General features: G+C 43.7%; 13 protein-coding genes. All 13 read left to right on the top strand.

Annotated elements, in window-relative coordinates; genetic code table 11:
* The first annotated feature begins 129 nt into the window (after nucleotides 1–129).
* Entirely contained in the window at nucleotides 130–1,026 is an 897-nt protein-coding gene (locus AC4PG5_RS10145; protein ID WP_492028773.1) for a class I SAM-dependent methyltransferase, read from the top strand.
* A 32-nt stretch (nucleotides 1,027–1,058) separates the two neighbouring features.
* Entirely contained in the window at nucleotides 1,059–1,937 is an 879-nt protein-coding gene (locus AC4PG5_RS10150) for a cell division protein FtsX (protein ID WP_492028774.1), read from the top strand.
* 37 nt (nucleotides 1,938–1,974) lie between these two features.
* Entirely contained in the window at nucleotides 1,975–2,214 is a 240-nt protein-coding gene (locus tag AC4PG5_RS10155) for a DUF3098 domain-containing protein (protein ID WP_492028775.1), read from the top strand.
* On the top strand, nucleotides 2,211–3,098 hold the full coding sequence (locus tag AC4PG5_RS10160; protein WP_492028776.1) for an undecaprenyl-diphosphate phosphatase: 888 nt from the start codon (nucleotides 2,211–2,213) through the stop codon (nucleotides 3,096–3,098). The genes AC4PG5_RS10155 and AC4PG5_RS10160 overlap by 4 nt, the downstream gene beginning before the upstream one ends.
* A 3-nt stretch (nucleotides 3,099–3,101) precedes the next feature.
* The gene (gene truB, locus AC4PG5_RS10165) at nucleotides 3,102–3,818 is read left to right on the top strand and encodes a tRNA pseudouridine(55) synthase TruB (RefSeq protein WP_492028777.1); all 717 of its coding nucleotides are present in this window, start codon (nucleotides 3,102–3,104) and stop codon (nucleotides 3,816–3,818) included.
* An 18-nt stretch (nucleotides 3,819–3,836) separates the two neighbouring features.
* On the top strand, nucleotides 3,837–4,892 hold the full coding sequence (queA, locus tag AC4PG5_RS10170; protein WP_492028778.1) for a tRNA preQ1(34) S-adenosylmethionine ribosyltransferase-isomerase QueA: 1,056 nt from the start codon (nucleotides 3,837–3,839) through the stop codon (nucleotides 4,890–4,892).
* Between the two features lie 20 nt (nucleotides 4,893–4,912).
* Nucleotides 4,913–5,407, top strand: coding sequence for a 2-amino-4-hydroxy-6-hydroxymethyldihydropteridine diphosphokinase (folK, locus tag AC4PG5_RS10175; protein ID WP_492028779.1), 495 nt, complete (start codon nucleotides 4,913–4,915; stop codon nucleotides 5,405–5,407).
* Between the two features lie 242 nt (nucleotides 5,408–5,649).
* Entirely contained in the window at nucleotides 5,650–6,942 is a 1,293-nt protein-coding gene (metK, locus tag AC4PG5_RS10180) for a methionine adenosyltransferase (protein WP_492028780.1), read from the top strand.
* A gap of 709 nt (nucleotides 6,943–7,651) precedes the next feature.
* Nucleotides 7,652–10,822: a SusC/RagA family TonB-linked outer membrane protein gene (locus AC4PG5_RS10185; RefSeq protein WP_492028781.1), complete on the top strand. Its 3,171-nt coding sequence runs from the start codon at nucleotides 7,652–7,654 to the stop codon at nucleotides 10,820–10,822.
* Nucleotides 10,823–10,844: 22 nt separating this feature from the next.
* The gene (locus AC4PG5_RS10190) at nucleotides 10,845–12,374 is read left to right on the top strand and encodes a RagB/SusD family nutrient uptake outer membrane protein (protein WP_492028782.1); all 1,530 of its coding nucleotides are present in this window, start codon (nucleotides 10,845–10,847) and stop codon (nucleotides 12,372–12,374) included.
* A gap of 98 nt (nucleotides 12,375–12,472) precedes the next feature.
* A complete protein-coding gene (locus AC4PG5_RS10195; protein WP_492030740.1) occupies nucleotides 12,473–12,745 on the top strand; it encodes a LysO family transporter in 273 nt (90 codons plus the stop codon).
* A complete protein-coding gene (locus tag AC4PG5_RS10200) occupies nucleotides 12,742–13,344 on the top strand; it encodes a LysO family transporter (protein ID WP_492028783.1) in 603 nt (200 codons plus the stop codon). The genes AC4PG5_RS10195 and AC4PG5_RS10200 overlap by 4 nt, the downstream gene beginning before the upstream one ends.
* Nucleotides 13,345–13,355: 11 nt before the next feature.
* Nucleotides 13,356–16,517 (top strand): beta-galactosidase, LacZ type, encoded by a 3,162-nt coding sequence (gene lacZ / locus AC4PG5_RS10205; protein ID WP_492028784.1) that lies wholly within the window; start codon nucleotides 13,356–13,358, stop codon nucleotides 16,515–16,517.
* Nucleotides 16,518–16,519: the final 2 nt, after the last annotated feature.

The following is a 16,519-nucleotide window of genomic DNA, read 5'->3' on the forward strand; positions in this document are numbered from 1 at the left end:
AAAAAAAGTTTATCTATTAAAAGTACTTAACAAAAGCCTATAACATCACATTTTATTTGTTTCTTTGCACCAAATTTGGGTATAATGTTGCCTCATGCAAGAGAGCAACATTTAATTTTGTGCAAACTAATGAATAAACTCACAATAAAAGCTTGTCCGTTATGCGGGAATGAAGAAGTCAAACAGGTTATGACCTGCAAAGACAACTATGCTTCAGGAGAGTCTTTCGATCTCTATTCTTGCCATCAATGTGGATTCATCTTTACACAAGACTTTCCTTCAGAAGCTGAAATCGGAAAGTATTATGAAACACCCGACTACATCTCGCATACCAACACCCGAAAGGGTCTGATGAACGCCATTTATCACATCATGCGTTCGTATATGCTACAACGAAAAGCACGATTAGTCGTAAAAGAGGCACACAGAAAAACCGGTCGGCTACTCGACATCGGCACCGGCACCGGATATTTCCCTTACACCATGGGCAACAAAGGATGGGAAGTCGAAGCCATAGAAAAGAGCCCCCAAGCGCGGGCCTTTGCTTTGGAGCATTTTGATCTGAAAGTTAAAGAAGAAAATGCGTTAAGTACGTTTGAACCGGGAAGTTTTGATGTCATCACACTCTGGCACGTCATGGAACACCTTGAACCCCTACACACCGTATGGGACCGATTGAACGAGTTGCTGACTGAAAAAGGACGATTAATTGTGGCTGTACCTAATGCTGCTTCATTCGATGCCCACTATTATCAGCACGAATGGGCCGCTTACGATGTCCCTCGCCACTTATGGCATTTCACACCATCGACCATGCAACAGCTGGCTACCCGTCATGGCTTTATCATGACAGCAAGATACCCGATGCCATTGGATGCGTTTTACATCTCCATCTTAAGTGAAAAGCAACGCGGATGTTCGTATAGCTTTTTAAAGGGTATGTACGTGGGCACCTTAGCTTGGTTACGATCATTATCCAAGAAAGATCAAAGCAGTTCGATGATCTATGTTTTTCGCAAAAAATAAGCACAATCGTTTATAATAGGAAGCAAAGCGTTATGAAAACAAGAAGCAAAAGCAAAAAGAAACTTTTAGATATGCAATTTATCACCTCAAGCATCAGTACGACCTTAGTACTCTTACTCTTGGGGTTAGTCGTCTTTTTTGTGCTCACGGCTCATAATCTTTCCGTCTATGTGCGTGAAAATATTAGCTTCTCCGTATTAATCAGCGATGATATGAAAGAGGCGGAAATTTTAAGTTTCCAAAAGAAACTCAACAAAGAAGCTTTTGTGAAATCATCGGAGTACATCTCCAAGAAACAAGCTTTAAAAGAACAAACAGAAGCCATGGGAACAGATCCCCAGGAATTTTTAGGGTACAATCCGTTCACCGCTTCACTTGAAATCAAGCTCAACTCCGATTATGCAAACTCGGACAGCATCGCAAAAATAGAGAAAGTCATTCGTAAAAACAGTAATATTCAAGACGTTCTCTACCGGAAAGAGTTGATTGATGCCGTCAACGAAAATATTCGTAACATCAGCCTCTTATTACTAGGATTGGCGGGTATACTGGCTTTCATCTCCTTTGCACTCATCAACAACACCATTCGTTTGGCCATCTATTCCAAACGATTCTTAATACACACGATGAAATTGGTTGGAGCCAGTTGGGGATTTATTCGCCGACCGTTTCTTAGAAAGCATATCTGGAGCGGCGTGTTAGCGGGCATCTTAGCCGACAGCATCCTTTCGGGCGTTGCTTATTGGCTACTAACTTATGAAACCGACCTACAAAACGTCATCACTCTCAATGTGATGTTTGTGGTTTGTTCTAGCGTTTTAGCCTTTGGCATCTTGATTACTTGGCTCTGCGCTTATCTTTCTCTCAACAAATATTTGCGTATGAAAGCAAGTTCATTATATTATATCTAAGCCAGATACCTCATTAACAAAAAAATATTAGTCAATTATGTCTGAAAACAAACAAAAATTCGCTTTCGATAAAAAGAACTTCATCCTTCTAGGCATAGGGATGGTTATTGTTCTTATCGGCTTCCTATTGATGACCGGTCCTTCCTCGTCCATCACGGCTTTTGAGCCCGATATCTTCAGTGTGCGACGCATAAAAGTGGCTCCGGTAGTTTGTCTATTTGGGTTCTTATTCATGATATACGCCGTTTTGCGTCAACCAAAATCGAATAAAGAATGAGCGACTTGACCCTAATAGAGACCATTATCATTGCTATTGTTGAAGGGCTGACCGAATTTTTACCGGTATCATCAACCGGACATATGATCATCGCTCAAACCATTCTTGGTGTCGAAAGTACCGAATTTGTCAAAGCCTTTACCGTGATCATTCAGTTCGGTGCCATCCTATCCGTTGTTTGGCTATACAAGAAGCGATTCTTCCAACTTAAACCGGTTAAGATCTTCGATTCAGAAGCCATCGCAGGGAAAAAAGGATTCAGTCGTTTGGCGATTCTAACCAAACGCACCTTGATGAAATACGATTTCTACTGGAAACTCTTTGTTGGTTTTATTCCGGCTGCCTTCTTTGGCTTCTTATTTAGCGATAAGATAGACGAAATGCTCGAGAGCGTACTTGTGGTGGCTATTATGCTTGTTGTCGGAGGAGTCTTTATGCTCTTCTGCGACCAACTCTTTAAATCCGGAAAGGAAGGGTTAGAGCTAACCGAGAAAAAGGCCTTCAACATTGGTTTATTCCAGTGTATTGCGATGATTCCAGGGGTATCACGATCGATGGCCACCATCGTCGGAGGTATGGCTCAAAAGATGACCCGTAAAGAAGCAGCGGAGTTCTCCTTCTTTCTAGCCGTGCCAACCATGTTTGCGGCAACGGCATACAAATTATTAAAACTTATTTTAGACGGAGGCACAGATCTCATACAAAATAACTTATCCACACTGATCATTGGTAATGTCGTTGCATTTATTGTGGCCTTGCTAGCGATCAAATTCTTCATCAAATTTGTTACTAAATACGGCTTTAAAGCATTTGGTTGGTATCGAATCATTGTAGGAGGAGTTATTTTAGTACTGTTGATGTTGGGCCATAACTTGGAAATTTAATCAATGAATTTTAAAAAAGGAGAAGTACTTTACTTTAATAAACCCCTAGGGTGGACCTCTTTCAAACTTGTCGGCAGCGTGCGTTATCTCATGAGCCGCAAGATTAATGAGAAAAAACTAAAAGTCGGACATGCCGGCACGCTCGATCCGTTGGCTACAGGAGTGATGATTGTTTGCACAGGAAAAGCCACTAAACGCATCGAAGAGTTTCAATACCAGACCAAAGAATATATTGCAACCGTGCAGTTAGGAGCAACCACCCCATCGTTCGACTTGGAACATGAGATCGACGCCACCTACCCAACGGAGCACATCACCAAGGAGCTCGTAGAAGAAACGTTAAAGCGGTTCATCGGAGCCATAGAGCAGATTCCTCCCGCTTTTTCGGCTTGCAAAGTCGATGGTGCCAGAGCCTACGATTTAGCGCGCAAAGGGCAAGAGGTTGTTTTGAAACCAAAGCTTCTGGTCATCGATGAGATCGAATTACTAGAGTGTAACTTGCCGGAGATTAAAATTCGAGTGGTTTGCAGTAAAGGAACCTACATCCGCGCATTAGCTCGCGACATTGGCGAAGCGTTACAGAGCGGGGCCCATCTTACAGGGCTTATTCGCACACGAGTAGGTGACGTTCGCTTGGAAGATTGTCTTGACCCGGAGCAGTTCAAAGAATGGCTCGATAAGCAAGAGATTGAAGTAGATACAGATAAAGAGAATAATTAACGTAATAAGAATATAGATATGAAACTGTCACAATTCAAATTTAAGTTACCTGAGGAGAGAATCGCATTACATCCAACGAAATATCGGGATGAATCGCGTTTGATGGTGTTGCATCGCCGCACCGGTGAGATTGAACACAAAGTATTTAAAGATATTTTGGAATATTTTGATGACAAGGATGTCTTCATATTCAACGATACAAAGGTATTCCCTGCCCGCCTTTATGGTAACAAGGAAAAGACCGGAGCGCGCATCGAAGTCTTTTTGTTGCGTGAACTCAACGAAGAACTCCGTTTATGGGATGTTTTGGTTGATCCGGCTCGTAAGATTCGTATCGGAAACAAACTTTATTTTGGAGAAGACGACTCAATGGTTGCCGAAGTGATCGATAACACGACCTCACGAGGACGTACCCTTCGTTTTCTTTACGACGGCCCTCACGAGGAGTTTAAGAAAGCGCTATATGCGTTGGGTGAAACCCCATTACCTCATACCATCATTAACCGCCCGGTAGAGCCGGAAGACGCTGAACGCTTCCAGTCCATATTCGCAGCCAATGAAGGTGCAGTGACTGCTCCAACAGCCAACTTACACTTCAGCCGTGAGTTGATGAAACGTATGGAAATTAAAGGCGTCGATTTTGCTTACGTCACCCTACACGCCGGATTAGGCAACTTCCGCGACATTGATGTAGAAGACTTGACAAAGCATAAGACTGATTCCGAACAAGTTCATGTCGGAGAGAAAGCGGTGAAAATGGTCAATACAGCGAAAGATAGCGGCCGTAAGGTTTGTGCCGTAGGAACCACGGTGATGAAAGCCATCGAAAGCACCGTGAGCACCGACGGACATCTGAAAGAGTTTGAAGGATGGACCAATAAGTTTATCTTCCCTCCGTACGACTTTACAGTAGCCAACGCGATGATCTCCAACTTCCACATGCCACTCTCTACCCTACTGATGATTGTTGCAGCGTTTGGAGGTTACGATCAAGTGATGAATGCCTACGACATTGCACTTAAAGAAGGCTACCGATTCGGCACCTATGGCGATGCCATGTTAATCATCGACTAATTAAATGTAGAATTAAGCCAATGTCAACACTATATCTAAGCCTAGGAACCAACCTGGGAGATAAAGCAAACAACCTTGGTCAAGCCATACACGAAATTGAGCAGCAGATTGGGAAAGTACTTTCCCAATCTGCTTTTTATGTGACCGCTCCTTGGGGGTTCGAGTCGACCCATTCTTTTTTGAATGCGGCCTTATGTGTCGAAACCTCTTTATCTCCACACGACGTCCTCCGACAAACTCAGCTCATTGAGAAACAACTGGGGCGTCTCCACAAATCGGTCGACGGCAAGTATAGCGATCGCCTCATCGATATCGATTTACTCCTATACGATGATCTGATCCTAAACGAGGAAGAACTCAAACTCCCCCATCCCCTGATGACTGAACGCCTTTTCGTGATGGAACCCTTGGCTGAAATTGCGCCTCAAGTGGTGCATCCCGTCTGGCAAGAAACCCTGAAAAAGCTGACCGACGATCTCATTCGGCGCTCTGCCGAACCAAAGAGAAAGCCCTAATAAAATTGAAAAGAAGTGTTAAACACCACTAAAAGAGCGTGACGATCCATTGATATTTATTATTTTTGCAGTCGAAAACTAAGAGTGGACAGATTTGAGTAGCTTGCAACCACAGAAAAAAATGCTAAAACCACATTATGGGCTTATCCATTTAGCAAATTACTCATCTCTTGGCGCCAACAACGTCATCCCATTCCTAAGTTTCAGAACTTATTAGTATTCATTATCTAATCTCAACAACAATGGGATATTTATTTACATCCGAATCGGTGTCTGAAGGACACCCCGACAAAGTGGCCGATCAAATCTCGGACGCTGTACTTGACAAACTGTTGGCTTACGATCCCAGTTCAAAAGTAGCTTGCGAAACATTGGTAACTACCGGACAGGTAGTTCTTGCGGGTGAAGTGAAAACAAGAGCATACGTTGATCTCCAACTGATTGCTCGTGATGTGATCCGTCAGATTGGCTATACCAAAGGCGAATATATGTTCGAAAGTAACTCTTGTGGTGTACTTTCGGCTATTCACGAACAAAGCCCCGACATCAATCGTGGCGTAGAACGTGAAGACCCTATGAATCAAGGCGCAGGCGACCAAGGCATGATGTTCGGTTACGCTACTAACGAAACAGAAAACTACATGCCATTATCACTCGATCTATCGCATCGCATTCTGATCACTTTGGCAGAGATTCGTCGCGAGGGAAAAGTGATGACTTATTTACGCCCGGATGCTAAAAGTCAGGTAACTATCGAATACGATGACAACGGTTGCCCGGTACGCATCGATACGATCGTTGTCTCTACACAGCACGACGATTTCATCCAACCGGCAAACGACTCTCAACAAGCCCAATTGGAGGCTGATGAGAAGATGTTGGCAATCATCCGTAAAGATGTGATTGAGATCTTGATGCCTCGCGTGATCGCTTCGATCCACCACGACAAAGTATTGGCGCTATTCAATGACCAAATCATCTACCACGTCAACCCAACCGGAAAGTTTGTGATTGGCGGTCCTCATGGCGACACCGGTCTAACCGGTCGTAAGATCATTGTCGACACTTACGGTGGTAAAGGTGCTCATGGTGGTGGCGCTTTCTCTGGTAAAGACCCTAGCAAGGTAGACCGTAGTGCAGCTTATGCGGTACGTCACATTGCAAAAAACATGGTTGCTGCAGGTGTAGCCGACGAAATGTTAGTTCAGGTTTCATACGCTATTGGCGTAGCCCGTCCAATCAATATCTATGTCGACACCTATGGACGCAAACACGTGAACATGACCGATGGCGAGATTGCTAAAAAGATTGACGAGTTGTTCGACCTTCGTCCAAAAGCGATTGAAGAGCGTTTAAAACTACGCAACCCGATCTATCAGGAAACAGCCGCTTATGGTCACATGGGACGTGAGCCACAAACCGTTAAGAAGCACTTTACTTCACGTTATGAAGGAGATAAGGAGATAGAAGTTGAATTGTTCACTTGGGAAAAATTAGACTATGTGGATCAAATCAAAGCCGCTTTTAATCTCTAAAAACCATTAAAATCAGCAGATAGTTTTACAGCTATTTATTTTATAGAAACCGTCAAGACTTTAACCTCTTGGCGGTTCTTTTTTTAGCTTGATTCTTAAAGAAAAATGAATAGCCTATAGAGGGTAAAAGTTTCACCGCAAGAAAATAAATTATCGCACAGTCAATAAAATTGTGCCATACGGTACAACTGAAAGTTTCCATGGAGGACATTTTAGTGTCGGCCTAATGAAAATCCGGTTTCGTCCGTAGAAACTCAAACAGGCAATGTGGATAGAAGAATCCAGTCCAATGTTAAATAAAAATACATGGTATTCCGCTTACAAAATCACAATAGTTATAGTTATACTCATTCTTCTATCATTTGCACACCTCATAAATAAAACTATTTTAAATATTATCTCTCGATTTTAATCTCACACCACTCTACCGTCTTAAGACATCAGAAAGTGGATAAATCACTTTTGTCCGTTCGTAAGTAACAGAGCAGAGAAATAAGAAGAGGGAATTAATCACAATAAGCACAATTGTAGATCACAATAAAAAGATAAACCACTGGATATCAAATATCTAAAAACCAGATTATAGATATCAAATCCTCTAAAAATCAGAAATGTAGAACAAATATAGATCAACCATATTAGGTCCCGCGCTACATTCTTCTTTGATTTGCGATAGGAAAACACATTATTAACCTTAAACAGTATACAGATGAGCAAAACAACATTCTGTAAGCAAAGAGTGCTATTACTTCTTTTACTCTTTGTCTTCATTGGCCCTTGGAAGGCTTTCGCACAAAACATCCAACTAACTGGTTCTGTTGTCGACAACAGCAAGGAACCAATCATTGGAGCCAGCGTCATTGAAAAAGGAACCACGAACGGGGTGATTACCGATTTCAATGGAAAATTCTCTTTATCCGTTTCTTCTAAAGCAACTATCGTGATCTCGTACGTTGGGTACGAAACTCAGGAAATCGCATTAAATGGTCGCCGAACAGTTAATGTTGTTCTCAAAGAAGATACAAAAACGCTTGACGAGGTCGTTGTGATCGGTTATGGTACCATGAAGAAAAGCGATATGACCGGTGCCATTTCTTCCGTCGACGTCGAAGAGTTGACCAAATTGGCCACAACCAATCCGGCAGAAGCTTTGCAAGGCAAAATTGCAGGTGTGAACATCACCAAATCGGGAGGTAATGCCGGCGCAGGCATACAAGTCAAAATCCGTGGTGTAAAAACATTCGGCAATAACGAACCACTCTACATCATTGATGGCTTCCCCGGAGATATCAATACGGTCAACCCTCAAGACATCGCTTCAATGGAAGTGTTGAAAGACGGTGCTGCAGCAGCCATTTATGGTTCGGTAGCAGCTAATGGTGTGGTTATCGTAACCACAAAGAATGGAAAAAGTGGTAAGACACAAATCGATTTCAGCACTTATCTGAACTTCACAACGGTAGCCAAACAAATGGAAACCTTAAATGCACAAGAATATAAGGACATGCATAAGCAGATGTACGAGAACTGGAATCAACATGTAGAAAACCATCAAGACATTTATGACCCGAAGGGTGATGGCTCATGGGCTTCCAAACAAGTCAGCCTACCGGCTTATATCACTAATGCAACGGGCGTAGATACCGATTGGCAAGATGCTGTACTCCGTCAAGGACTCGCTCAAAACTATATGGTGAGTGTCAGAGGAGGTAGCGACATCGCACAATATTCATTATCGTACAACCATGCTGATGAAGAAGGAATCTTCCTTGGCAACAACTTCCGACAAGACAATGCCCGTTTAAAATTACATGCAAAAAAGTACATCTTCGACATTGATGCAAACTTAGCGTTCAAGTTTACCGATAGCAAACAACCTCAATACTCCCTCAAAGAGATGTATATGATTTCACCTCTGGTTCCGATCTATAACGATCAAGAAGAGTATGGTTACGGTTTAACTAACTTCGACGGTCTACCTAACAACCGCAACATCATGGCGGACAATCACTATGAGAAGTCCAGCAATAAAGCGTATCATACCACAGCAAATATTGCTTTAACGATGAATTTTACCAACTGGCTAAGTTTCAAAACAAGTTATAACTACCTTGGCGAACATCAACGCCAAACCTTCCACACCCCTCCGTATGTGGCCGACACTAAAGCCAAACGTGACTACACTTACCATAGTGAGACGACGGGTTACTGGCAAGAACAAGTTTGGGACAATGTTTTAAGTTTCAACAAATCGTTCGGTAAACATACCGTCAATGCCATTGCGGGTACTTCCATTACCGATCGTCGATATACTTGGAATTCAGTTGGCGTAGAAGGCAAAACGACAGTATACAAAGTGGAAGATGGAAAACTAGTCACAAATGAGATTCCGGGCGGATTTCTCGATCCAAACTTCTCTACGATTGGCGCAGGAACAGGCGGAACATTCGACGGAGACGGATCGAAATGGAAATATACCCGAGCTTCATTCTTCGGACGGGTCAACTATAATTATGCGAACCGCTATCTACTTCAAGCCACTTTACGTTACGACGGTTCTTCAAAATTTGGTGCCGATAGCCGTTGGGGATCATTCCCTTCTGTAGCCTTAGGTTGGAGAATCAGCGAAGAAGAATTCTTCCCTAAAAATGACGTGCTGACTAACTTAAAGTTACGCGCCAGCTGGGGACGCTTGGGTAATGAGAATGCTTTAGGATATTACGACTTCCAAGCGTTAATCAGCACCTATAATAACAAGTGGCAAGGTTATGTCAAAGGTAATGGCGACAATCCTTGGGCCGGAAGTATTGCACGCGGACTAGAGAACCGTTCTCTGAAATGGGAAACCACAGATACTAAAAACATCGGATTAGATTTTGGGTTGCTCAGCAACAAGCTGACCGGTGCCTTGAACTACTATTATAACCAAACCGAAGAATTGCTCATCACGAAGGTATTACCTCCATCAGCAGGGTTGAGCAACCCAATTCTTAATGTTGGAAAGATCCGTAACTCAGGATTCGAACTCGAACTGAACTGGGCAGATAAAAAAGGGGATTTCGAATATAACGTCGGTGTCAACATGACTACCACTAAGAATAGAGTGGTTTCATTGGCGAACGAAGGTCAGGTCCTAAAAGGAGAAGGTTTGAAATTTAACACCGAACACTTCCCAACAGAAACACGCGTGGGCAAACCTATCGGTGCATTCTATCTGTACCCAACAGCCGGTATCTTCCAATTTGATGAAGAAGCCCGTGCTTATAGAAATCTTAACGGCGAAGAACTACAACCGTTTGCCGATGCCGGTGACATTCGTTTTATCGACACCAATGGCGACGGTAGCATCACAGACGATGATAAGGTTTATGCCGGATCGGGTATCCCGACTTTGGAAGCGAACTTGAACTTCAGTGCTAGTTATAAAGGAATTGATTTCACGATGGTCTTGGGTAGCGCTTGGGGACATAAGCTATACAATGGAAATAAATATTTCTACGAAGGCATGAACTCGGCTTCAAACTTCTTAAAATCATCTCTTCAAGCTTGGACACCAAAAAATCGCGCGACGAATGTGCCTCGTGCCATCTACAATGACCCGAATGGTAACCTCAAAGAATCGGATCGTTTCTTAGAAAAAGGGGATTTTATCCGCATGCGTCAACTACAACTCGGCTATACCTTACCTAAAAATATCATGGAAAAAGTATACATCGAAAAACTACGTTTCTACGTGAGTGGCGAAAACTTATTCACCATGACCGGATATGACGGCGTAGATCCTGAGTTCTCACGTTCAAGTGTACTGAACACGGGTATTGACAAACTCATTTATCCATTTACACGTTCGTTCACCATCGGTGCCCAATTAACTTTCTAACCAGCTAAAAAATTAAATGATTATGAAATTAAAAACATACCTCTATATCGCTAGCTTGTGTGCCGTTGCATTAGGCACCAGCTCTTGCGAAGACTTCCTCACGGTGGAATCGCCCGATCAACTCACCTCAAACAGTTTCTGGCGCAACCAAGCGGACGCGGAAGCCGGTCTATCAGCTGCTTACTCACAACTCGAATACTACATTGACACTTGGGAGTTTGCAGAAGTAAAATGGCCGGTGGAAGCCTATCGTGAAGATATCATCGAGATGGGTGATGATGCTCGCAACTACTCCAATTGGGTGGAATTATATAATTATAGTTATACCAACGGAAACTCGCAATTCAGTAGCTATTGGACCAACAACTATAAAGGAGCCAGCTTTGCCAATCAGGTCATTGAAAAGGCAGCAGGCATTCCGGATGAGAAGATCAACCCGACCACTCGTACACAGATTGTGAACGAAGCTCACTTCCTACGGGCTTATTATCACCTAAAACTGTTGTTGAACTGGAAAGAAATCATCATTCGCGACAAGTATATTACGAGTCAGGCCGACTTAAGCAAAACACTCTCTTCACGCCCTGAAACTTGGGATTTCATTATCGAAGATCTGAAAAAGGCAACTGCCCTACCGGCTACACACGATGCGGATAATATCGGTCGTGCTACTAGTGGAGCAGCAAATGCTTACCTCGGATTTGCTTATCTTACTAGAGCTTACGAAGAACCAACGAAGAAAAATGAATACTTGACTGCAGCTTTAGATGCCCTTAATAAGGTCACCGGATATGAACTCGTTAAAAACTATGCTAGTCTCTTCGATGGCAGTAACAAAAACTCGAAAGAGTCTGTTTTCGAACTTCAGACGTCTATGAATACGGCCAACGGCGCTAATTATCGCACACAACTTCATCGTTGGATCGGAGTCGGCGAACTATGGGGATGGGATGAAATTTTACCAAGTACCTTCTTAGTCAATGAGTTTAAGAAAGAGGGCGAAACTTCAACAGAAGGCCGTTATGACTCTCGATTTTATGGTAGTATCTTCTTCCAATGTCCTTACTTTAACGATGGCACTGGAAAGGTTTATGGCAAAAACTACGATGATTGGTTCAAGAACAAAGACGGAGCATACGACCGCCCGGCTTTCCGTAAGTTTATGCCAAGCGATTTAGAGGGATTGGGTAATAACTATTGTGCCATCAATATTCCATTGATGCGTTATGCCAATGTCTTACTGATGAAGGCAGAAGCCCTTAACGAGCAAGGTCACCCTGATCAGGCCATCCCATTAATCAACCAGATCCGTAGCGTGCACGGTGACATGCCGGCTATGAGTGGCACAACTCAAGAACAAGTTCGCTTGCAGATTGAGCACGAGCGCATGATCGAGTTCCCGCTCGAAAACTGGAGATGGTACGATTTGCGCCGTTGGGGCAAACTCAAAACCGCATTAACTGCAGCCGGTCGTGGTAACTACAGCGATGAGAAAAACGCATTCTATCCTGTTCCACTCGTTGAGATTAATGCAAACGAAGCGCTTCAATAGGCTGATTCTCTCTTTATAAATGATCACAAGGCGGTTTTGCCTCATCGCAACTCCGCCTTGTTTTATTTAATATGTATATTTGCGGAAAACCATTGCTTATGCTCATCATCATCGGATTAATGTTCGGCGGCATTCTCGTCGGCTATTTGTTGCGTCAGCGTAAACTGACCTGGATACACAAAACCATTACCCTGCTCATCTGGTTGCTTCTTTTCTTACTAGGCATTGATGTCGGAGGTAATCCTAAAATTATCAATGGGTTATACAACATCGGACTAGAGGCTCTCGTCATCACCGTAGCAGCAGTATTAGGCAGTGTCATTGCAGCACGTATCCTGTGGCAAATCATCCATAAAAAACAAGGCGCATGAAAGGAAGTCTACTTATTGTATCGTTCTTTATCATCGGAACACTTTGTGGGGTCTTCCAACTGATCCCATACGATTTGAGTGACAGCAAACTCAGCTTTTACGCGCTTTGCGGACTGATGTTTTGTGTAGGAATAAGCATTGGTAATGATCCGCAGACCTTACGAAACTTCCGTTCACTGAATCCCCGATTGCTTTTTCTACCGGTCATGACCATTTTAGGTACGCTGTCCGGATGTGCAGTCGTTAGTCTCATGCTATCGCACCGTTCAATGGCCGATTGTATGGCTGTGGGTTCCGGCTTCGGATATTACTCCTTATCAAGCATCTTTATCACCGAATATAAAGGAGCTGAACTCGGAACCATTGCTCTATTATCGAACATTATGAGGGAAATCATCACCTTATTGTTGGCTCCTCTTTTAGTTCGTTATTTCAGTAAACTGGCTCCAATATCGGCAGGGGGAGCAACTACAATGGATACCACCTTGCCTATTATTACACAATACAGCGGACAAAACTACGTGGTGGTCTCTATCTTCCATGGGTTTGTTGTGGACTTTAGTGTCCCCTTCCTAGTCACCCTATTCTGTTCTATTTAAACTGTTTATCTATGAAATCGCTTTTTCATTCCATATTATTACTCTTAGCACCTCTATCCATGGTTTTTGCAGACAACGAACCATGGCAAAATGCACGTGTCAACGAAATCAATCGCGAAGCAGCACACGCCCACTTCATCCCGTTCAAGACCGAACAAGGAGCTTTAGACCAACAACGCCGATCTCCTGAGCAACGATTTGAGGTAAACCCCCAAACCGAGCGTCGACGTTCTCTAGACGGAAAATGGTTGTTCCTTTATTCGAAGACTCCGAAGGAGTGTCCACCAACCTTTCACCTCAAAGAGTATCATCCCAAAGGATGGAAAGAAATTCAAGTACCCGGTAGCTGGGAATTACAAGGTTTTGATGCCCCCATCTATACCGATGTGGCTTACCCGTTTCCGGCCAACCCTCCTCATGTTCCCACCGATTACAATCCTGTTGGGGCATATATCCGGACATTCACCATTCCCAACGAGTGGAAAGACATGGACATCTTTCTCGATTTCGAAGGCGTCGAATCGGCTTTTTATGTTTGGGTAAATGGTCAGCTGGCCGGTTACAGCGAGGATAGTCGTCTACCGGCTCATTTCAAGATCAACTCGCTCTTGAAAAAAGGAAATAATAAGTTGGCTGTCAAAGTCTTTAGATATAGTGACGGTTCCTATTTGGAAGATCAAGACTATTGGAAATATAGCGGGATAGAACGTAGTGTTTACCTTTATGCACGCCCAAATTTTCGGGTAAAAGACTTTAAGCTCACCGCCGATCTGATAGAGAATTATCAACACGGGAAGTTTCAACTTCAGGTGAAGACCAACCATGCCCAATTGGGTTATCGGATAGAAACGAAACTCATGGATGGGGCGACCGTTATCGAGTATCAAGAGAAAGTGATTAAAGATCTTACAGACTCCATCTTCACCCAAGAGCACGTCTATCCTAAGGTTCACCCTTGGAGCGCAGAATCGCCTTATCTATACACTTTAGTCATCAATACATTCGATGCTAAAGGAAACCCATTGGAATCATTCACTCAACCTTTCGGCTTCCGTACCGTAGAAATGAAGAACGGCATGCAACTCATCAACGGCGTTCCGGTTCTATTCAAGGGAGTTAACCGCCACGAACATGACCCTAAAAACGGTCGTACGATCACGGTAGAAAGCATGGTGAAAGATATCCGTTTGATGAAGCAGTTCAACATTAACGCAGTACGTACCTGCCACTACCCTAACCGTTATGAATGGTATGCCTTATGCAACGAATACGGGTTGTATCTTGTTGATGAGGCCAACATTGAAAGCCACGGTATGCAAGCTCATCCCGACGGAACCTTGGCCAATCATCCCGACTGGGAGATTCCGTTTATGCAGCGCATGAGTCGCATGGTGATGCGCGACCGCAACATCACAGCAATCGTCACTTGGTCGTTAGGCAATGAATCGGGTTACGGAAAACATTTTGAGACCTTGTATCACTGGACCAAAGCCATGGATCCAACCCGTCCCGTACAGTATGAAGGCGGTGGTTACGAAGGGTTATCCGACATCTACTGTCCAATGTATGCTCGAGTATGGATGCTGCGCCGACATGTCAATCAACGTGAAGCTCGTCCACTCATCTTATGTGAATATGCGCATGCGATGGGGAACAGTGTGGGTAATCTCGCCGACTATTGGGAACTGATCTACAAATACGACCAACTCCAAGGAGGATTTATCTGGGACTGGGTCGACCAAACTTTTAGAAAAAAAGATAAAAAAGGACGTGACATTTGGGCGTATGGCGGCGACATGGGATTTGTCGGCATTCCAAACGATTCCAACTTCTGTGCGAATGGATTGGTAGCCGCCGATCGTTCTCTTCACCCGCATATCTGGGAAGTCAAAAAGGTTTATCAACCTCTACAATTCACTGCACTTCCGCTGACAACTAACCGGATTAAGGTGACCAACCGACACGACTTTATCGCCTTAAACGATTATGATCTTCGTTGGAGAATAGAAGTCGACGGGCAGGTGGTGCAAGAAGGTCAACAGCCTTTCCCTACTATAGAAGCTCGTACCTCAGGATGCATGGATCTTCCTTTTCAGCCTTGTCCCAACGATGGTCGGGAGTATTTCCTAACCTTGGAAGCCATAACCCGAAAAGAGAGTCCTCTCGTACCACAAGGCCACATTGTGGCAGTTGAACAGTGGTTATTACCGACCCAATCAACCACACAGCACATTGAAGCGCTAGAAAAGAGCCTCAGACTCGATCGTTCTCCGGAAATCGTAACCATTAGCAATGAAACCTTCGAGACCTCTTTCTCAATGGCTACGGGAGAAATGACCAAATTGGTTTACAACCGTAAACCGATGATTAAAGAAGGGTTAAGACCAAACTTTTGGCGTCCGCTAACGGATAACGACGTTCCCAACGGACATCTGAAACGATGCGCCACATGGAAGCAGGCCGGAGAGAAGGCTAAACTAAAACAGATCACTGTCGAAGAAACCGCTAATCATCAACAGGCCATTGTCACCACCAATTATCGATTAGAAGAACAAGATTGTGATCTTCAGATCGTTTATCGCTTGGCCTCAAACGGAGCAATAAAAGTCAACTTCACTTTTACACCAGGGAAAAAAGCATTACCCGAACTGCCACGTTTAGGATTACGTCTGATTCTGAATGAGACCTACAACCAGATGAGTTGGTTGGGAAGAGGACCGCATGAGAATTATGCCGATCGAAAATCAAGTGCACTCATCGGACTCTATCAGTCGACCGTATGGGAGCAATTTCATCCTTATGTACGGGCTCAAGAGAGCGGAAATAAATGTGATGTGCGTTGGGTCACCCTACGTGATGCTTCGGGCGATGGCTTAATGGTCAAAGGAGAACAGCCGCTCAATATCAGTGCTTGGAATTTTCCACAAGAAGATATTGATTATATCCCATTCAACAGTGAACGTCGCCACGGAGGAAGTATCGCACCTAAAGAGATGATCTGGCTCAACATCGATCATCAACTTATGGGAGTCGGAGGAGATAACACTTGGGGAGCTCAGGTTCATCCCGAATACACAATTACTCCGCAAAAGAGTCAATACAGCTTCATGATTCTTCCCCTCAGTAGCAAAGATGATCCTGCGAAACAATCACATCAACATTGGTTTGACTAAAA

The organism is Bacteroides sp. QWL-09, assembly GCF_058683585.1.